Here is an 18,590-nt window from a genome sequence, read left to right on the forward strand (position 1 = left end):
GTCGGCTACCGGCTGGTGGCAGCCCGTCCATGAGCACACCGACGCCATCGCTGCGCCGGCGGGCGACCGTTGCCACGGTCGGCGTGATCGCTGCACTGTTGGTCGTGCTGGGTGTGGCCGGCGACCAGCTGGTCGGCGCACAACTCAACCGGGACCTACGGGCCAGGTCGCCGTAGGCGGTGCCATCCGGAGCGACTATTTGTACCCGGATGTCTTGGCCCTGCAATTGGGTGACGAGGGCGGCTGGACTCACCCCGGCGTCGACCAGATTGGCGGCACGGACGGCGGTGTTGTCGAGCCTGGCCCGTAGGTCCCGGTTGAGTTGTGCGCCGACCAGCTGGTCGCCGGCCACACCCAGCACGACCAACAGTGCAGCGATCACGCCGACCGTGGCAACGGTCGCCCGCCGGCGCAGCGATGGCGTCGGTGTGCTCATGGACGGGCTGCCACCAGCCGGTAGCCGACACCGCGGACGGTGTGCAGCATCCGCGGTCCGTGGGCCTCCAGCTTGCGGCGTAGTCCACTGACGTAAACCTCGACGAGGTTGGCGTCGTAGGCGTCGTAGCCCCAGACCGCCGTCAGAATCCGATCCTTGCTGATTGTCCGGCCACGCTGCTCGGCGAGGTAGCCGAGCAGCTTGAGTTCGGTGCCCGTCAGCTCAATCACGGCACCCGCGCGGCTCACCACCCCGGCGTCCATGTCGACCACCAAGTCGCCGATCTGTATCGCAGATGCCACCCGCCCGCGCCGTCGCAGCACCGCTGCGATACGGGAGACCAGCTCTGCCAGTTCGAACGGCTTGACCACATAGTCGTCGGCGCCGGTGTCCAGCCCGCGCAGTCGATCCTCGAGTGCGTCTTTGGCGGTGAGCAGGATGATTCCGGTGTCGCCGTAGCCGCGCACCACGTCGATCAGAGCGAACCCGTCCCGGCCTGGCAGCATCACGTCGAGCACCACCAAGTCCGGGCGGAACGCAGGCAATACGTCTTCGAGGCCGCGGCCGTCGACTCGTCCACCGCTGACGAATCCGGCGTCGGCAAGCGCCGCCACCACGGTCTCGCGGATCGCGTCGGAGTCCTCAACCACCAGCACCCTGGGTGCGCTGTTGTGCACCTTGCCATTGTGACCGCTCGGTCGCTGAAGCCGAGCTGAGCAAACGGGGTCCTGGCCCATGTTTTCAGCTGGGCTTCAGCATTGCGCCGCAACGTCGGTGGGGCAGTACAAACCTTGGCATTGCAGCGGTGCGCGACTCACGGAGGACACCATGACTGAATCGGAACACATCGAAGCGCCGGAACACATCGAAGTGTCTAGTGCTACCTCGACACCTAACCTGCCGCCCACTCTCGGCAAGCCGGGGCGGCGGGTGAGCAATCGCCCATGGTTCGCCCCGGCCGTCGCCGGTCTCGGCGGCCTGATCGTCGGTGGCCTTGCCGTCGCGGGCTCTGCGGGGCTGCTGGGCGTGGGCGGTCCTGGCCGATTGGCCTCTGCCCCAATCCCGCTCGCTGCCCCAGCCCCGCTTTGGCCGGCGCCGCCACCTCCGCCGTTGCCGCCGGGGCCGCCGCCGCCTCCGCAGGCGTGGGGACCGCCGCCTCCGGCGTGGGGACCACCGCCTCCGGCGTGGGGAGCGCCGACACACCCCGGGCGAGGAGTGCCGCAGCCCCCGGAGGGGGGAGCGCCGCAACCTCCCGGGCCAGGAGCGCCGCCGTCTCCGGGGTGGGGCCCACCACCACCTCCTGGCGGGCCCGTGGCACCGCCGGGACCGCCGCGCTGACCTGGTGATGGTGATGGTGCTGTTGCTCGCGGCGGTGGCCGCCCTGGCCTACTGGCTGGGTGCCCACCGCCGCGCAGACCACGACGACGCGGCCGGCTTGCGGCCGTGGTTACTGGCCGGCGGGGCGGCCTTGGGTGTCATCGTGCTGGTCAGCCTGCTTTCGGGTGGCCCGGGGCCGATCGGCGGGCCCGGGCCGTTGTGGGGGCCGGGCCCGATCTTCGGGCCGTAACGCATCCCGGCGCTGTGCTCAGGGGGCCAGACGCTGCGCCAGCAGTTCGGTGAACTCGGCGGCTTGCGCCGGGCTGTCCAACCCGTAACGGGCGGCGGTTGCACGGTCGCCGTCGTCATTGTGGCGCACCACAATTCCGGCACCCGACAGTTCGGCGACCGCATCGAACGCGTCCTCGTCGGTGATGTCATCGCCGAGAAACAGTGGTGTGCTCACCCCGGCCATTCGATCCAGTAGCCAGTGCAGCGTACGGCCCTTGTCCCAGTCGATCTCGGGGCGCAGTTCGATCACCTCGCGCCCGGTCGTGACCCGCAGTCCGCGGCGCCGACCGGTCTCGCGCACCGCTGCCAGTACCTCGCCGACCCGATCCCGGGCGGCGTTTCGGTAGTGCACGGCGACGGCGAAACGCTTGTTTTCCACCATGATTCCCGGGATCGCGCCGAGTTGATCGTTCAGTGAACCGGCCGCGTCGGCCAGCACCGACACCGCATCGACGGCGGTGTCGTTCTGGTGGTGGGCGCCGTCCGGCCCGATCAGCTCGAAGCCGTGACTGCCCGCATACCAGATCCCGGCCAGCCCCACCCGGGTCCGCACGTCGGCCAGATCGCGACCGGACAGCACCGCGACCGGACATCGGGCGGCCAACGCGGCCAACGCCTCCACCGCGCCGGCCACCGGCCGCGCCGCGTCGGGATCGTCGACGATCTCCGAGAGGGTCCCGTCGAAGTCGAAGAACACCGCCGGGTGATCGAGGTCACGCAACGCTCCGGCGGTCAAGGCCGTCATCGCATCGGGCAAGGCTGACATCGGCCGGTCGCCGGTACGCACGTGCACCGCGCTCGGGTCAGCCACCACCGCGTCGCCGCCGTCGCACCCCACCCCGATCACCAGGGCGAATCCGGCACTGCGAGCGGCGATTACCTGCGATTCGGAGTCGGTGAGCACCACGCAGCGGCCCGGCCGTATCGCCAGTCCGGCGGCGGCAGCCACCAGTTCGGCGCCTGAACCGTCGGAGTCATCGGGGGCCACCGCGGCCACCCGCACGCCGGCCTGTCGCAGCCGTTCGGTCAGTGCTGCCGTGTCGGCGCCACCGTCGAGCCGCAACAGCACCGCGTCATGCCGGCGCGGGTCGATTGTGACCGACATGCCAACCATGTCCACCACGGTGCCACAGCCGCGGTCCTACTAGCGTGGTAGGGGTCTAGAGAGTTCCCCGAACACAAGGAGAGCCCCGTGTCGTCCACTCCCGGAATCCTGGTCGGTGTCGACGGATCGCCGTCGTCGGTAGCGGCGGTCGACTGGGCGGCGCGTGACGCCGCGCTGCACAACCTGCCGCTCACCCTGGTCCACGTGCTGGCCTCCCCGGTGGTGATGACGTTTCCCGAGACCCCGATGCCGTCCGGCTACACCGAGTGGCAGCGTGACCAGGGCGAACGCTACCTGCGCGAGGCCGTTGAGATCGCCGAGGCGGCCGGCGCGACGCAGGTCGCAGCCGAGACCGTCGTGGGCTCCACGGTGCCGATGCTGGTGGACATGAGTCGCGAGGCCGCCCGCCTGGTGGTCGGATCGCGCGGGCACGGGCGGATGCGCCGGCTGCTGCTCGGCTCGGTCAGCTCGTCGCTGGTGCGGCACGCGCACTGCGCGGTCGTGGTCATCCACGAAGACCATCTGCGTCGCGACACCGCACCGGTGGTGGTCGGTATCGACGGCTCTCCGGTGTCGGAGGCCGCAACCGCGCTGGCGTTCGAAGAGGCTTCGTTGCGCGGGGTGGAACTGGTCGCGGTGTATGCATGGCACGACACCGGACTGCTGGACTTTCCCGGCATCGACACGGCGGCGATGGCATCCGAAGGCGAACTGGCCCTGGCCGAAAGACTGGCGGGCTGGCGGGAGCGCTACCCCGACGTCACGGTACGCCGCGTGGTGGTCGATGACCGGCCGGCCGACCAACTCGTCGATCAATCGCAGGAGGCTCAGCTACTGGTGGTGGGCAGCCACGGCCGCGGCGGCTTCACCGGCATGCTGCTGGGTTCGGTCAGCCAGGCAGTGGTGCAGTCGGCGCACGCGCCGGTCGCCGTGGTCCGACCGACCTGACGACGGCGTCAGCCGACCGATACCGGCTCGGACGACGACCGCAGCGTGGCGACCTGCTGCGCCGCCGGCGTCGGCCGCAACGGCACCCGCTGCGGCCACCAGAACCAGCGACCCAGCAGCGCGGCGATCGACGGTGTCATGAAGGAGCGGATCACCAGGGTGTCGATGAGCAGGCCCAGGCCGATGGTGGAGCCCACCTGACCGATCACCTTCAGGTCGGAGACGATCATCGACATCATCGTGAACGCGAACACCAGGCCCGCTGAGGTGACCACGGAGCCACTGCCACCCATGGCGCGGATGATGCCGGTCTTCAGCCCACCGTGCAGCTCTTCCTTCATTCGGGAGACCAGCAGCAGGTTGTAGTCCGAGCCGACCGCCAGCAGGATGATCACCGACATCGCCAGCACCATCCAGTGCAGGTGCAGGCCGATGATGTGCTGCCAGATCAGCACCGAGAGCCCGAACGAGGTGCCCAGTGAGAGCAGCACCGTCCCGACGATCACCGCCGAGGCCACCACCGCGCGGGTGATCAGCAGCATGATGATGAAGATCAGGCACAGTGAGGCGATGCCGGCGATGATCAGGTCATAGTGCGAGCCATCTTTCATGTCCTTGAACATGGCTGCGGTGCCGCCGAGATAGACCTTCGAGCCCTCCAGCGGGGTGCCTTTGAGCGCTTCGTGCACGGCGTGCTTGATCGGCGTGACGTGTGAGATGCCTTCTTCGGACATCGGGTCGCCCTCGTGGGAGATGATGAACCGCACCGAGTGTCCGTCGGGGGACAGGAACATCTTCATGCCGCGCTTGAAGTCGGGGTTGTCGAATGCCTCGGGCGGTAGATAGAACGAGTCGTCGTTCTTGGACTCGTCGAACGCCTTGCCCATGGCGTTCTGGCCTTCCATCATCTTCTCCATCTGAAGCTGCAGGCCCTCCATGGTGGACTGCATCTTCAGCTGGGTGGTCCGCATGTTTTCCATCGTCTCGATCATCGGCGGCATGATCTCGAGCATCCGGGGCATCAGCCGGTCGAGGTTGTCGATGTCGGGCAGCACCTTTTCGAAATCCTCGGTCATCTGGTCGAGGCCGTCCATCACGTCGAAGATCGACCGGATCGACCAGCAGATCGGGATGTCGAAGCAGTGCGGCTCCCAGTAGAAGTAGCTGCGCATCGGGCGCCACATGTCGTCGAAGTCCGCGATCGAGTCGCGCATCTTCTGGATGTCGTCGAGCATGTGGTGCATCTTGAGGTCCATGCTGTGCGTGGTCTCCGACATCGCGCGGGTGACCTCGAGCATCTGCTTCATGCTGTCGATCGAGACCTGCATGTCCTCGCCCATCTTGAGCATGTTGCGCATGCTGTCGAGCTGGTACTTCATGTTCAGTTGCTGGGTGGTGCCCTGCATGCTGATCGCGAACGGGATCGTGGTGTGTTCGATCGGCGTGCCCAGTGGCCGGGTGATGGTCTGCACCCGCCCGACGCCGGGCACCTCGAACACCCGCTTGGCGATCCGGTTGATCACCAGGAAGTCGGCCGGATTGCGCAGGTCGTGGTCGGTCTCGATCATCAGCAGTTCCGGGCTCATCCGGGCCTGGGAGAAGTGCCGGTCGGCGGCGGCGTAGCCGATGTTGGCCGGCACGTAGTCCGGCAGGTACTCCCGGTCGTTGTAGTTGGTCTGGTACCCAGGCAGCGTGAGCAGCCCGACCAGGCAGACCGCGGTGGTGGCCACCAGCACCGGCCCCGGCCAGCGCACGATCAGCGTGCCGATGCGCCGCCAGGTGCGGATCCGCATCGCACGCTTGGGCTCCAGCATGCCGAAGCGGCTGGCCACCGTGACCACCGCGGAACCGAAGGTGAGAGCGGCCACCACAATGACCAACATGCCGATCGCCAGCGGGACGCCCAGCGACTGGAAATAGGGCAGTCGGGTGAAGTGCAGGCAGAAGGTCGCCCCGGCGATGGTCAGCCCGGAACCCAGGATCACGTGCGCGGTGCCGTGATACATGGTGTGGAAGGCCGATTCCTTGTCCTCGCCGAGTGATCGGGCCTCCTGGTAGCGGCCGAGCAGGAAGATCGCATAGTCCGTCGAGGCGGCGATAGCCAGTGTCACCAGCAGATTCACCGCGAACGTCGACAGGCCGATGATGTTGTAGTAGGCCAGCACGGCCACCACGCCGCGGGCAGCGCTCAGCGAGAAGACCACCATGCCCAGCACCAACAGCACGGTGCCGACGGACCGGTAGATACTCAGCAGCATCGTGATGATCACCACGAACGTCAGCGCGGTGATGAGTTTCAGGCTTTTGTCGCCGGCGATGTGCTGATCGGCGTTGAGGGCGGCCCCGCCGGTGACGTAGGCGTGTACGCCCTCGGGGGCCGGGGTGTCGGCGATGATCTGCTGGACGGCCTCGACCGACTCGTTGGCCAGGGTCTCGCCCATGTTGCCGGCCAGATACACCTGAACATAGGCGGCCTTGCCGTCCGGGCTCTGGGATCCGGCTGCGGTCAGCGGGTCGCTCCAGAAGTCCTGGACGTGCTCGATATGGGTGGGGTCGGCCTCCATCTTGGCGACCAACTGGTCGTAGTACTTGTGCGCGTCGTCGCCCAGGGGCTGGTCGCCTTCGATCACGACCATGCCCGAGCTGTCCGACTTGAACTCGTCGAACACCTTTCCGATGCGCATCATCGCGATCATCGACGGAGCGTCGCGGGGGGCCATCGACACCGCGCGCATCTTTCCGACTTCATCGAGCTGCGGCACGATGACGTTCACCAGGACCGTGAGCGCCACCCAGGCCAGGATGATGGGCACAGCGAGCCGCCGGATCCAGGCCGGGATACCGGTGCGCTTGGGTGGTTGCGCGGCAGGCAGCGTGTCGGTGGGGGTGTCGTGGCTGGTGTGGTTGCTCATGCGGATTTCACAATGCAGAAGGTCTGGGCGCTGACGGGGCTGCTGGAGATGCGTTCGTCTTTGACTTCGCCGTCGATGGTGACCCGACAGCCGATGGTGGTGCCGTCACCTTGGGCGACGATGTTGGGGCTCACCGCCGGGTTGGTGGTCGACAGGGTCAGCGACCACGGCAGGCCGGCGCCGTCGACCCGCTGTGGCGTGGCATCGAGGTCCAGGTAGTTGATGTCGGCGTAGGTGCCGTCGGGGCTGAAGATGTCGTAGACCACGACTTTGGGGTGGAACGGCTTGGTGTCCTCGAACGGGGTGGACCCTGAGCCGCTGTCGTCGGCTCCGAAGAAACCGCGGACTCGCTGCACCGTGAACCCCCCTACCACGAGAACGGCGATGATGAGTAGGGGCAACCACGCACGTCTGACAGCGCCGAACATGAAAGCAGTGGCCTTTCGCATCGTGCCGGAATCTGACACAGATTAGTGCATCAAACTTCTTTTTCGCACCCACCCAGGGTTTTATCGCACATATGTTCGATACATTGGAGGGTATGGGCTGGGGTAACGGGCCGCCGAGCTGGGCGGAAATGGAGCGGGTGCTCGATGGTAAGCCTCGTCACACCGGTATTCCTGCCGGTATGTCTGCTGAGCACGGCCCGCCGGCCCCGCAGGTCGAGCCGCTCCGGCCAGCCGGGCGGGTAGTGCCCTACGCCGAGTTGCACGCACACTCGGCGTACAGCTTCCTGGACGGGGCCAGCAGCCCACAGGAGCTGGTTGCCGAGGCTGCCCGGCTGGGCCTGCGGGCGATCGCGCTGACCGATCACGACGGTCTGTACGGAGTGGTGCGCTTCGCCGAGGCGGCCGCCGAGTTGGATATGGCCACGGTGTTCGGCGCCGAGTTGTCGCTGGGGAGGGTGGCGCGCACTGATGACCCGGACCCACCAGGTCCGCACCTACTGGTGCTGGCCCGCGGCCCGGAGGGTTATCGGCGGTTGTCGCGGCAGATCGCCGCCGCGCACCTGGCCGGCGAGAAGGGCAAGCCGCGTTTCGATCTGGATGCGCTGACCGAGGCGGCGGGCGGGCACTGGCACATCCTGACCGGCTGCCGTAAGGGCCACGTTCGCCAGGCGCTGGCCACCGGGGGCCCGGATGCGGCCGCCGCCGCGCTGGCCGACCTGGTGGACCGGTTCGGGGCCGCGCGGGTCAGCGTGGAGCTGACCCGGCACTCCGATCCGTGCGACGACGAACGCAATGCGGCGCTGGCCGGCCTGGCGCCCCGGTTCGGGGTGGGGCTGGTAGCCACCACCGGCGCGCATTTCGCCCGGCCGGACCGGGGGCGGCTGGCAATGGCGCTGGGCGCGGTGCGGGCCCGACAGTCACTGGACGCCGCCGCCGGCCGGCTGGCTCCGCTGGGCGGCTCGCATCTGCGCTCCGGCGCAGAGATGGCCCGATTGTTCGCGGCACATCCGACGGCGGTGCCGGGGGCGGCCGAACTCGGTGAGCGGTGCGCTTTTCCGTTGACGCTGATCGCCCCCCGGCTGCCGCCGTTTGCCGTTCCAGACGGTCACACCGAGGACAGTTGGCTGCGGCAGCTCACCCTGGCCGGCGCGGTCGGGCGCTACGGCCCGCCCGAGCGCATGCCGGATGCCTACGCCCAGATCGAACGCGAGCTGGAAGTCATTGCTCAACTGGGTTTTTCCGGATATTTCCTGGTGGTGCACGACATCACCCAGTTCTGTCGGCGCAGCGACATCTTGTGTCAGGGCAGGGGATCGGCTGCCAACTCCGCGGTCTGCTACGCCCTCGGGATCACCGCGGTGGACCCGGTGGCCAACGGGCTGCTGTTCGAACGCTTTCTGTCGCCGGCTCGCGATGGCCCACCCGACATCGATATCGACATCGAATCGGATGAGCGGGAAAAGGTGATCCAGTACGTCTACGACAAATACGGCCGAGACCACGCCGCCCAGGTGGCCAACGTCATCACCTACCGGGGTCGCAGCGCCGTGCGGGACATGGCCCGCGCGCTGGGCTATTCGCCGGGGCAACAGGACGCCTGGAGCAAGCAGCTGAGCCGATGGGGCCGGCCTGGCCGGGAGGACTCCGATCTGCACGGCATCCCCGAACAGGTGATCGAGCTGGCCGACCAGGTCGCCGACCTGCCGCGGCATCTGGGCATCCACTCCGGAGGCATGGTGATCTGTGACCGCCCGATCGCCGACGTATGCCCGGTGGAATGGGCCCGGATGCCTGGACGAAGCGTGCTGCAGTGGGACAAGGACGACTGCGCGGCAATAGGTTTGGTGAAGTTCGACCTGCTGGGGCTGGGAATGCTGTCGGCATTGCACTACGCGATCGATCTGGTGGCGCAGCATTGCGGCGTCGAAGTGGATTTGGCCGCGATCGATCTGTCCGAGCCGGCGGTGTACGAGATGCTGGCCCGCGCCGACACGGTCGGAGTGTTCCAGGTGGAGTCGCGCGCGCAGATGGCCACCCTGCCGCGGCTGCGCCCCCGGGTGTTCTACGACCTGGTGGTGGAGGTGGCGCTGATCCGCCCCGGGCCGATCCAGGGCGGATCGGTGCATCCCTACATCCGCCGCCGCAACGGTATCGATCCGGTGACCTATGAGCATCCGTGCATGGCGAGGGCGCTGGAGAAAACCTTGGGAATCCCGCTGTTTCAAGAACAGCTGATGACGCTGGCGGTGGACTGCGCCGGATTCACCGCGGGCGAAGCCGACCAGTTGCGACGCGCGATGGGCTCCAAACGATCACCGGAGCGGATGCGCCGATTGCGTGACCGGTTCTACAGCGGCATGGCGGAGTGCCACGGCATCACCGGCGAGGTGGCGGACCGGATCTACGAGAAGCTGGAAGCCTTTGCCAACTACGGATTTCCGGAGAGTCACGCGATGAGTTTCGCGTCGCTGGTGTTCTACTCGGCCTGGTTCAAGCTGCACTACCCGGCGGCGTTCTGCGCCGCGCTGCTCCGCGCCCAACCGATGGGCTTCTATTCGCCGCAGTCACTGGTCGCCGACGCCCGCCGGCACGGGGTTGTGGTGCACCGGCCGGACGTCAACGCCAGCCTGGCGCACGCCACACTGGCCGAAGCCGGCACGCAGGTCCGGCTGGGGCTGAGCGCTGTACGTGGCATCGGTACCGACCTCGCCGAGCGGTTGGTGGCCGACCGTGAGGCCCACGGCCCATTTGCTTCGATGCTGGATCTGACTGCGCGGGTAAAGCTTTCAGTTCCCCAGGCTGAGGCGTTGGCAACCGCCGGCGCATTCGCCGGTTTCGGGGTGTCACGCCGGGAGGCGCTGTGGACGGCCGGAGCTGCGGCGGGGCAGCGGCCGGACCGGCTGCCGGGGGTGGGGGTTGCGACGCATACTCCGGTGTTGCCCGGGATGAGTGAGATCGAGTTGTCGGCGGCCGACGTATGGGCTACCGGGGTGTCCTGCGACAGCTTCCCGACCCAATTCCTGCGTGCCGATCTCGATGCGCTCGGGGTGATTCCGGCGGTGCGGCTGACCACGGTTCCCGACGGCACCCGGGTGCTGGTGGCCGGGGCGGTCACCCACCGGCAGCGGCCGTCCACTGCCCGCGGGGTGACGTTCGTCAACATCGAAGACGAGACCGGGATGGTCAATGTGCTGTGTACGCCCGGGGTATGGACGCGGCATCGCCGGCTGGCGCAGACGGCGACAGCGCTGCTGATCCGCGGGCGGGTGCAGAACGCCAGTGGGGCCATCACCGTGCTGGCCGATCGGTTAGGCGCCCTTGAGCTGGCGGTGAGTTCGCGATCCCGCGATTTTCGGTAGTACCCCGGCGGTCAGCGAGGTTCGACGCAGGAGAGCCGAAGCTGGACCTCCGCAGCAAGCCCGACGGTAACCTCCAGCCATGACCCTCAACTTGTCCGCCGACGAAGTCCTGACCACCACGCGATCGGTCCGCAAACGCCTCGATCTTGACAAGGCTGTTCCCCGCGAGGTGCTGATGGAGTGCCTCGAGATCGCCCTGCAGGCACCCACCGGATCCAACGCTCAGGGCTGGCAGTGGATGTTCGTCACCGACCCGGTCAAAAAGCAGGCGCTCGCCGACATCTACCGCACGAACGCCCTGCCGTACCTGAACCGGATGAAGCCTGACTACGGCGAGGGCGACGTGCGCAGCGAGCGGATGGAGTTCATCAGCGGCTCAGCCAGATATCTGGCCGAGAACCTGCAGGACGTGCCGGTGCTGATGATCCCGTGCCTGGAAGGCAAGCCCGAGACCGGGTCGCTGGGGTTCGGCGCATCGTTCTGGGCGTCGTTGTTCCCGGCTGCGTGGAGCTACTGCCTGGCGTTGCGCAACCGCGGACTTGGTTCCTGCTGGACGACCCTGCACCTGCTCGGGGACGGCGAGCAGCAGGCCGCCGAGGTGCTCGGCATCCCGTACGAGAACTACAGCCAGGGCGGGCTGTTCCCCATCGCCTACACCTTGGGCACCGACTTCAAGCCGGCCAAGCGACTGCCGGCCGAGCAGGTGGCGCACTTCGACACTTGGTGATCGCAAGCGCGGCGGAGCCGGGCGCAGCGGGTCACACCCCGTCGGCGAACCCGTGCTGGCGCCACGCCTCGTAGACCGCGACGGCGGCGGCGTTCGACAGGTTCAGTGAGCGCCGCCCGGCCAGCATCGGGATACGCACCCGCTCGGTGATGTGCGGGTCGGCCAGCGTCGCCTCGTCCAGGCCGGTGGGTTCGGGACCGAACATCAGCACGTCACCGGGCTCATAGCTCACATCGGTGTAGGGGGTGTGGGCGCCGGCGGTGAAGGCGAACACCCGGGCGCCATTGGATACACCCAGCGCCTCCCACGCCGCCGGCAGTGACGAGTGCACGCGCACCCAGGCCAGGTCGTGATAGTCCAAGCCGGCCCGCCGCAGCTTTGGTTCGGACAGGTCGAAGCCCATGGGTTCCACCAGATGAAGCTCCGCGCCGGTCGCCGCCACCATCCGAATCGCGTTGCCGGTGTTGGGCGGGATGCGGGGTGAATAGAACATCACTTTGAACACAACAGCATCCTTATATGACGGCACGCCGTGAAGCGACCGGCCTCCGGTCCCGCAGTCTGTTCGACTATCCCGCTGACGTGAAGTCCGCCCGCATCGCGCCAGATGCGCCTGACGCATGGCGGGAAAGCGCGGCCCGAACGCGGTGAACGCCGGCGTGCCGGAGGGGTACTCCAGGGGGATGTCCAAGCGCCTGAGTCCCCGATCATGGGGTCGACCATCGCCCCCGGCCTGTTTGCTCGACCGAAGTTCGTCAAGACACGCGCAGGTCTCGGAAAGTGTTCTGTTCAGTAAAAATTCTGGTCAGTCCTGCGGGCGACTGGCATACTCGTCGAATTGCTATGCCGTGAAACACACCGCAACCCGTTGTGCGGGTGCGATGTCCCGGAGAGTCCGATGAATGAGGCGCAGACGGTGAATTTCAGCCGAGCGGTCGGCGAATCGGCCGCCGACCGGTGACGCTCTTTGACCACCCGGAAGAGGTGGACCAGGCCTTTGACGCGTCAGCCGAACCAGCCGTGGACGCCCACAAGGCCCACAAGCCGGAAACCGCGGCGGTCAAACGTCCGTCGCGATGGTCGGTGCGCAATTGGCCGGTGCGCTGGAAGGTGCTGGCGATCGCGTTGCTGCCGTTGGCGCTGGCCGGGCTGTTCGGCGGACTGCGGATCTCCAATGCACTCACCGAGGCCAACCGGCTCCGATTGGTCGCCGACCGCGCCGAGATGATTCCGGCGATCACCAATTACATGTCGGCGTTGGGCGACGCGCTGGTGGCCGCTTCCTCCGACGGCGACGCCGAAGGGGCCCGGAAGAACTTCGAGAACCGCAAGTACGAGCTGCAGTCTCGCCTGTCGCACACCGATGTGGCGACCGATGTGCGGTCCGGGGTCGAGTCGCTGATCGAACGGGGCCAGGGGTTGCTGAGTTCGGTCTCGACCACCGGTATGGGCCTGCGCGAGGAGGTGACCGGCTACGCGCCGATCCTGCTGACCGCCGAGGACGCCATCAACGGGTCGGTGCGGGTGGACAGCGAGCGGATCCGGGCGCAGACCGAGGGCCTGAGCCGTGCCGTCGGCGCGCGGGGCCAGATGATGATGCAGGAACTGCTGGTGAATCGGGGTGGCGAGCTTCCCGATCCGGAGCTGCGCACCTCGATGATGACCTTGGCCGGTACCGAGCCGTCGACGCTGTTCGGGATGACCGAGGTACTCGGGGTGGACTCCCCGGACGCCAAATCGCTGCAACAGCAGCTGGTGATCCGGATGTCGATCATGTCCGACCCCGAGCAGGTGCTGCCCAACAACCCGGTGCTGCGCGACTCCATCCGTACCACTGATCAGATCGCCGCCCACCTCATCAGCGAGAACACCGGGGCCGTCACTGCGGCGGTGGAAGACCGGGCCGCGGACCGGCGGGCCGCCGCCCTGCGCGACATCGTGCTGGTGCTGGCCGCGATCGCGACCACGCTGCTGGCGGTGTGGCTGGTGGCGCGCTCGTTGGTGCGCCCACTGCGGACCCTGCGCGACAGCGCCTTGCGGGTCGCTCACGTCGACCTCGAACAGGAGATCGCCCGGTTGCGCGCCGGCGCGCCCGGTTCGGATCGCGACCCCGACCCGCTGCCGGTGTACACCACCGAGGAAGTGGGGCAGGTCGCCCACGCCGTCGACGAGCTGCACGCGCAGGCGCTCCTGCTTGCCGGTGATGAGGCACGGCTTCGGCGCCTGGTCAACGAGATGTTCGAGACGATGTCGCGGCGCAACCGGTCCCTGGTCGATCAGCAGTTGTCGCTGATCGACCGGCTGGAGCGTGATGAGGACGACCCGGACCGACTCGAAAGCCTGTTCCGGCTGGACCATCTGGCCGCCCGGATGCGGCGCAACGGCGCGAACCTGCTGGTGCTGGCCGGTGCGCGGGTGCCGCATGAGCGGGGCCGGCCGGTTCCGCTGGCGACCCTGATCAGCGCGGCCACCTCGGAGGTGGAGGGCTACGACCGGGTGCAGACGGTGCTGGTGCCCGACACCACCGTGATCGGCGCTGCCGCCGCGGACTGCATCCACCTGCTCGCGGAACTGATCGACAACGCGCTGCGCTATTCGGCGCCGACCGAGCCGGTCCGGGTGGTCGCTGGTCTCGAGAACGACGGCGGGGTAGTGGTCGAGGTCGTCGACGTCGGGTTGGGGATGACCGACGCCGACCTGCGGATGGCCAACATGCGGCTGGCGGCCGGCGGCGAGTTCAGCCCGGAGAACGCCCGCCACATGGGTCTGTTCGTGATCTCCCGGCTGGCGGCTCGCCACGAGATCGAGGTCCGGCTGTTCCCGGCCTCGCAGGGATCTCGCGGCATCACCGCCGAGGTGTATCTGCCGCCGCACCTGCTGACCGTCAGGCCCCTCGAGCAGCCGTCGCCGGCACTCGCGTCGCCCGCCGAGCCCTATCTCGCTCCCGCCGAGCAGCCGCAACCCGCACCGCACGGGTATGAAGCCGAACCATACGAGTACGAGTACGAGTACGAGCCCGAGCAGTCGTATGCGCCCTACGAGGAAGCCGAGCCAGCCGAGCCCGGTCCCGTCGTTTCGCTGCTGCCGCGACGTACCCCGGGATCCAGTGGCATCACCGGCGTGCCCGCCGAACAACCGGCGCAGCCGCCCACCGCCCCCGAGCGAGTACGCCGCGAGCTGCCGCAACCGTGGTGGGAAGCTGAGGATCAGGGCGCAGGGCAGTCGGACGCGCCGGCCCCGAACCCGCACCGGGCACCCGCACCGGTGGTCGAGAAGTTCGCGCCCGCTGATACGTCAGGGTATTTCGCCGCGCGTGCCCGGGCCGGCACCCCTGCCCCCGAGCCCGAGCCCGAGCCCGAGCCCGCCACCGAGACCGACTCGATCTATCAGCGGATGCTCTCGGAGTCGGTGGGCATCGACCCCAACGAGCCCAGCCTGCGCGCCGACCTGGACTGGCAGTCGGTCTGGGACCGCGGCTGGTCGGTAGCCGCCGAAGTGGAAAACGTGCCGGTGGTCGCCCACACCGAACACGGTCTTCCGGTCCGCGAGCCCGGCGCCCGGCTGGTGCCCGGCTCAGCCGCGGCAGAGGGGCCGCCGGAGGCGGAGTACGGCCCCCATGCCGGCGCACCCGATCCGGGCGAGGCAGAACAGCCGGTAACATCCAACGGCGTACCGCCTCAGCCCGTCCACGAGCCAGTGGAACGGGATCCCGCGGCGATCCGCACGTCGATCAGCCGTCACTTCGGCGGAGTGCACGCCGCGCGGTCGCATGCCCGGGAAACCGGCCTGGACACGGGCCCGGAAAAGGGCGGGGAAAATGGCCTCGACACCGACCAGGGACAGAACCAGTCATGACTTTCCCAAGCGATCCCACCGCGCAGCGCCGTACCGCCGAAAGCTCGCTGGACTGGCTGGTATCCAATTTCGCCCGCGAGGTGCCCGGGGTGTCGCACGCGGTGCTGGTGTCGGTCGACGGTCTGACGGTGGCGGCCAGTGAGCACCTGCCCACTGAGCGGGCCGATCAGCTTGCGGCGGTGGCCTCCGGGCTGGCCAGCCTGGCGACCGGGGCGTCGCAGTTGTTCGAAGGCGGCCGGGTACTGCAGTCGGTGGTGGAGATGGAACACGGCTACCTGCTGCTGATGCGCGTCGGCGACGGCTCGCATCTGGCGACGTTGGCGAGCGCGTCGTGCGACATCGGCCAGATCGGCTACGAGATGGCGGTTCTGGTGGAACGAGTCGGAGCGGTGGTCTCATCGGCGCGCCGGTCGGCGCCGTCGCGGGGCGGCCACTCGTGAGGTGCCGGTGAATGGTGATGGAAATCCCCGAGCGTTGGTCGCGGCCGCAGACGCCGGAGGGCCCAGAGGCCCCAGAGGCCCTAGAGAACCCGGAAACTGAGGCCAATTTGGTCCGGCCGTACACGCTGACCGCCGGTCGAACCCACACCGACGTGCCGTTGCCGCTGGAGGCCCCGGTGCAGACCCTGCGAGCGGCCCAGCCCAACCAATGGCCGATCAGCGATCCGCGGGGGCGGATCGTCGAACTGTGTCAGGGGGCGCCGTCGGTCGCCGAGATCTCTGCCCGACTGAACCTGCCGTTGGGCGTCGCGCGGGTGCTGGTGGGTGATCTGGTCACGTCGGGATACCTTCGGGTGCGTGCCACACTGACCGAGGCGTCCAGCCGGGACGAACGCCGAGACCTGATAGGAAGGACCCTTCGTGGCCTACGCGCGCTCGGATAGGCCCTCGGACAGGTCCTGGGATAGGCCGGCTCCGCGAGACGCTGCCTCGACGAAGATCGTCATCGCCGGCGGGTTCGGGGTCGGCAAGACCACGTTCGTCGGCACGGTCTCGGAGATCATGCCGTTACGGACCGAAGCGCTGGTCACTGATGCTTCGGCCGGAGTCGACGGCCTGGAGGCCACCCCGGACAAGCGGACCACCACGGTGGCGATGGACTTCGGTCGCATCACGCTGGCCGACGACTTGGTGCTCTACCTGTTCGGTACGCCGGGCCAGCGGCGGTTCTGGTTCATGTGGGATGACCTGGTGCGTGGCGCGATCGGTGCGATCATCCTGGTCGACTGCCGCCGGCTGCAGGACAGCTTCGCCGCGGTGGACTTCTTCGAACACCGCAATCTGCCTTTCCTGATCGCGGTCAACGAGTTCGACGGCGCGCCGCGTTATCCGGTCGCCGCGGTGCGCAAGGCCCTGGCGCTGGCCGAACACATCCCGGTGATCGCCGTCGACGCGCGCGACCCCCGCTCGGCCCGCGACGCCCTCATCGCGATCAGCGAATACGCGTTGTCCACCCTGGCGCCGCAGGCTTGAGCGACGCACCGGAGTGACGCCAACCCAAACGAAGCCCGCTAGCGCTTGAGCCGGATCTTCCACCACACCAGCACGGTGTAGCACACCGACAGCAGCGCCAGCATGCCCATGTCGAGCAGCCAGATGCCCTTGGTGTGGTCCCAGAGCCGGTCTTTGGGGATCTGCGGCGCGTTCATCAGGGTGTTGAAGTCGACGGTCGACCCGCCCGCCGCGTACCCCCAGCGTGCCGGGGTGAGCCAGGACAACTGGTCGAGCCCGGTCCGGCCGCCGACCGGGATCATTCCGCTGGACAGCACCAGCTGCGACATGATCGACACCACCAGCATCGGCATGATCTGTTCGTTGGACTGCGCGAACGCCGACAGGGCCAAACCGAGAATCGCCGAGGCCACGCAGGTGCCGGCCACCCCGAGGAACAGCTCGAAGTTCACGCTGCCGAACAGCAGTGCGTCACGCGCGGGGCCGCCCTTGCCCACCACCACGATCGTGGTGGCGATGGCGGCCTGGATCGTGGCGAATACGCAGAACACCGCGATCTTGGCCAGCAGGTAGGCCACCGTCGACAGCCCGACGGCCTGCTCTCTTCGGAAGATCGGGCGTTCGCCGATCAGGTCGCGGATGGTCAGCGCTGTCCCCATGAAAACAGCGCCGATGTTGAGCAGCACCATGATGTACCGCGGTTCGGTGGGCGCATCGGGGGCCGGTACGCCCAGTCCATGGCTGCCTTCGACGGTCAGCGACAAAATGCCCACGATGAACGGCAGCAGGGCCAGGAAGATCGAGTAGCCACGGTCGGAGACGATCAGCCGGATCTGGCGGCGCGCGATCGTCGAGAGCTGTTTGAGCAGGCTGGTGGCCGCCGGCTTTCCGAGATCGGCGGGTGGCGTCTCGGCCACCGACGCCGAGGACCGCTGGCCGCCCTCGCGCTCCAGGAAGCGCCGGTTGGCTTCGTCGGGATCGGCACCGACGTTGGCGAAGATGTCGGCCCAGTTTTCGGCGCCCATGGCCGGGAAGACTTCTTTGGGCGGGCCGCAGTAGGCCATCTTGCCGCCGGGGGCGAGCAACAGTATCTGGTCGCAGACATCGAGGTAGGCCACCGAGTGGGTGACCACCATGACCACGCGACCGGCGTCGGCCAGGCCGCGCAGCATCAGCATGACCTGGCGGTCCAGTGCCGGGTCCAGGCCTGATGTCGGTTCGTCGAGCAGCAACAACGAGGGCCCGGTCAGCAGTTCCAACGCCACCGAGGCGCGTTTGCGCTGACCGCCGGAGAGCTTGTCCACCCGTGTCTCGGCGTGCTTGGTCATCTCCAGTTCCTCGAGCACCCGAGCGACCGCCTGATCGCGGTCGGCTTGGCTGCTGTCGGGCGGCAACCGTAGCTCGGCTGCGTAGCCGAGCGCCTGGTTGACCGTCAGCTGGCGGTGTACCACGTCGTCCTGGGGGACCATCCCGATTCTGCTGCGCAGCGAGGCGTAGTCGGCGTGGATGTTGTGCCCCTCGAAGAGGGTGGTGCCGGAACTGGGGCTGGTGTAGCCGGCGATCAGCCGGGCCAACGTGGTCTTGCCCGCACCCGAGCCACCGATGATTGCGGTGAGGGTGCCCGGCCGGGCATTCAGGGAGATGTTGTTGAGCAGCCGCTTGCCGCCCTCGACGTCGAAGCAGACATCGCGCACTTCAAGGCCGCCGCTGCCGGGGGTGGCATCGGTGCGACGCACCAGG

14 protein-coding genes and 2 pseudogenes are annotated in these 18,590 nt (G+C 68.0%); 8 read left to right on the top strand and 8 right to left on the bottom strand.

Annotation, left to right across the window (positions count from 1 at the left end; translation table 11 throughout):
- Window positions 1-436, bottom strand: a pseudogene (locus tag EJK91_RS00005) (hypothetical protein); the annotation flags it as partial.
- On the bottom strand, window positions 433-1,173 hold the full coding sequence (locus EJK91_RS00010; protein ID WP_125077929.1) for a response regulator transcription factor: 741 nt from the start codon (window positions 1,171-1,173) through the stop codon (window positions 433-435). The gene EJK91_RS00010 and the pseudogene EJK91_RS00005, both read right to left, overlap by 4 nt.
- A gap of 614 nt (window positions 1,174-1,787) precedes the next feature.
- Between EJK91_RS00010 and EJK91_RS00015 the strand changes: the two genes are divergently transcribed.
- Entirely contained in the window at window positions 1,788-2,003 is a 216-nt protein-coding gene (locus tag EJK91_RS00015) for a hypothetical protein (protein ID WP_125077930.1), read from the top strand.
- Window positions 2,004-2,021: 18 nt separating this feature from the next.
- On the opposite strand, the gene otsB is transcribed toward EJK91_RS00015, so the two are convergent.
- Window positions 2,022-3,149, bottom strand: a complete 1,128-nt coding sequence (gene otsB, locus EJK91_RS00020) for a trehalose-phosphatase (RefSeq protein WP_125078023.1) — start codon at window positions 3,147-3,149, stop codon at window positions 2,022-2,024.
- A gap of 87 nt (window positions 3,150-3,236) precedes the next feature.
- Here otsB and EJK91_RS00025 point away from each other — a divergent pair, with 87 nt between their 5' ends.
- Entirely contained in the window at window positions 3,237-4,097 is an 861-nt protein-coding gene (locus EJK91_RS00025) for a universal stress protein (protein WP_024440366.1), read from the top strand.
- 8 nt (window positions 4,098-4,105) lie between these two features.
- Here the strand turns inward: EJK91_RS00025 and EJK91_RS00030 are convergent, their stop codons facing one another.
- On the bottom strand, window positions 4,106-7,009 hold the full coding sequence (locus tag EJK91_RS00030) for an MMPL/RND family transporter (RefSeq protein ID WP_024440367.1): 2,904 nt from the start codon (window positions 7,007-7,009) through the stop codon (window positions 4,106-4,108).
- Entirely contained in the window at window positions 7,006-7,437 is a 432-nt protein-coding gene (locus EJK91_RS00035; RefSeq protein ID WP_024440368.1) for an MmpS family protein, read from the bottom strand. The genes EJK91_RS00030 and EJK91_RS00035 overlap by 4 nt, the downstream gene beginning before the upstream one ends.
- Before the next feature lie 113 nt (window positions 7,438-7,550).
- Between EJK91_RS00035 and EJK91_RS00040 the strand changes: the two genes are divergently transcribed.
- Both EJK91_RS00040 and EJK91_RS00045 read left to right on the top strand, forming a co-directional pair.
- Window positions 7,551-10,817: an error-prone DNA polymerase gene (locus EJK91_RS00040; RefSeq protein ID WP_125077931.1), complete on the top strand. Its 3,267-nt coding sequence runs from the start codon at window positions 7,551-7,553 to the stop codon at window positions 10,815-10,817.
- 79 nt (window positions 10,818-10,896) lie between these two features.
- The gene (locus tag EJK91_RS00045) at window positions 10,897-11,544 is read left to right on the top strand and encodes a nitroreductase family protein (RefSeq protein WP_024440370.1); all 648 of its coding nucleotides are present in this window, start codon (window positions 10,897-10,899) and stop codon (window positions 11,542-11,544) included.
- A gap of 31 nt (window positions 11,545-11,575) precedes the next feature.
- Here EJK91_RS00045 and EJK91_RS00050 read toward each other — a convergent pair whose 3' ends face one another.
- Window positions 11,576-12,037, bottom strand: a complete 462-nt coding sequence (locus EJK91_RS00050) for a tRNA (cytidine(34)-2'-O)-methyltransferase (RefSeq protein ID WP_444850781.1) — start codon at window positions 12,035-12,037, stop codon at window positions 11,576-11,578.
- Window positions 12,038-12,501: 464 nt separating this feature from the next.
- Here EJK91_RS00050 and EJK91_RS00055 point away from each other — a divergent pair, with 464 nt between their 5' ends.
- From EJK91_RS00055 to EJK91_RS00070, 4 genes are read left to right on the top strand one after another with little or no spacing between them, the layout of a single operon-like run.
- On the top strand, window positions 12,502-15,399 hold the full coding sequence (locus EJK91_RS00055) for an ATP-binding protein (RefSeq protein ID WP_125077932.1): 2,898 nt from the start codon (window positions 12,502-12,504) through the stop codon (window positions 15,397-15,399).
- A complete protein-coding gene (locus EJK91_RS00060; protein ID WP_125077933.1) occupies window positions 15,396-15,839 on the top strand; it encodes a roadblock/LC7 domain-containing protein in 444 nt (147 codons plus the stop codon). The genes EJK91_RS00055 and EJK91_RS00060 overlap by 4 nt, the downstream gene beginning before the upstream one ends.
- Window positions 15,840-15,856: 17 nt before the next feature.
- Window positions 15,857-16,282, top strand: coding sequence for a DUF742 domain-containing protein (locus EJK91_RS00065; protein WP_125078024.1), 426 nt, complete (start codon window positions 15,857-15,859; stop codon window positions 16,280-16,282).
- A gap of 55 nt (window positions 16,283-16,337) precedes the next feature.
- On the top strand, window positions 16,338-16,871 hold the full coding sequence (locus tag EJK91_RS00070; protein ID WP_036457631.1) for a GTP-binding protein: 534 nt from the start codon (window positions 16,338-16,340) through the stop codon (window positions 16,869-16,871).
- A gap of 38 nt (window positions 16,872-16,909) precedes the next feature.
- Here the strand turns inward: EJK91_RS00070 and EJK91_RS23135 are convergent, their stop codons facing one another.
- Both EJK91_RS23135 and EJK91_RS23140 read right to left on the bottom strand, forming a co-directional pair.
- The gene (locus EJK91_RS23135; RefSeq protein WP_444850782.1) at window positions 16,910-17,986 is read right to left on the bottom strand and encodes an ABC transporter permease; all 1,077 of its coding nucleotides are present in this window, start codon (window positions 17,984-17,986) and stop codon (window positions 16,910-16,912) included.
- Window positions 17,975-18,586: pseudogene (locus EJK91_RS23140) on the bottom strand (ATP-binding cassette domain-containing protein); the annotation flags it as partial. The pseudogene EJK91_RS23140 and the gene EJK91_RS23135, both read right to left, overlap by 12 nt.
- Window positions 18,587-18,590: the final 4 nt, after the last annotated feature.

The sequence above is a fragment of the Mycobacterium sp. P7213 genome (assembly GCF_900604305.1).
Taxonomy (GTDB): domain Bacteria; phylum Actinomycetota; class Actinomycetes; order Mycobacteriales; family Mycobacteriaceae; genus Mycobacterium.

Coding starts and splice junctions, on each gene's coding strand:
- EJK91_RS00040 (WP_125077931.1), top strand. CDS start 7,551: ATGGGCTGGGGTAACGGGCCGCCGAGCTGGGCGGAAATGGAGCGGGTG.
- otsB (WP_125078023.1), bottom strand. CDS start 3,149: ATGTCGGTCACAATCGACCCGCGCCGGCATGACGCGGTGCTGTTGCGG.
- EJK91_RS00045 (WP_024440370.1), top strand. CDS start 10,897: ATGACCCTCAACTTGTCCGCCGACGAAGTCCTGACCACCACGCGATCG.
- EJK91_RS00060 (WP_125077933.1), top strand. CDS start 15,396: ATGACTTTCCCAAGCGATCCCACCGCGCAGCGCCGTACCGCCGAAAGC.
- EJK91_RS00010 (WP_125077929.1), bottom strand. CDS start 1,173: ATGGGCCAGGACCCCGTTTGCTCAGCTCGGCTTCAGCGACCGAGCGGT.
- EJK91_RS00050 (WP_444850781.1), bottom strand. CDS start 12,037: ATGTTCTATTCACCCCGCATCCCGCCCAACACCGGCAACGCGATTCGG.
- EJK91_RS23135 (WP_444850782.1), bottom strand. CDS start 17,986: ATGGTGGTCACCCACTCGGTGGCCTACCTCGATGTCTGCGACCAGATA.
- EJK91_RS00035 (WP_024440368.1), bottom strand. CDS start 7,437: ATGTTCGGCGCTGTCAGACGTGCGTGGTTGCCCCTACTCATCATCGCC.
- EJK91_RS00015 (WP_125077930.1), top strand. CDS start 1,788: ATGGTGCTGTTGCTCGCGGCGGTGGCCGCCCTGGCCTACTGGCTGGGT.
- EJK91_RS00065 (WP_125078024.1), top strand. CDS start 15,857: ATGGAAATCCCCGAGCGTTGGTCGCGGCCGCAGACGCCGGAGGGCCCA.
- EJK91_RS00030 (WP_024440367.1), bottom strand. CDS start 7,009: ATGAGCAACCACACCAGCCACGACACCCCCACCGACACGCTGCCTGCC.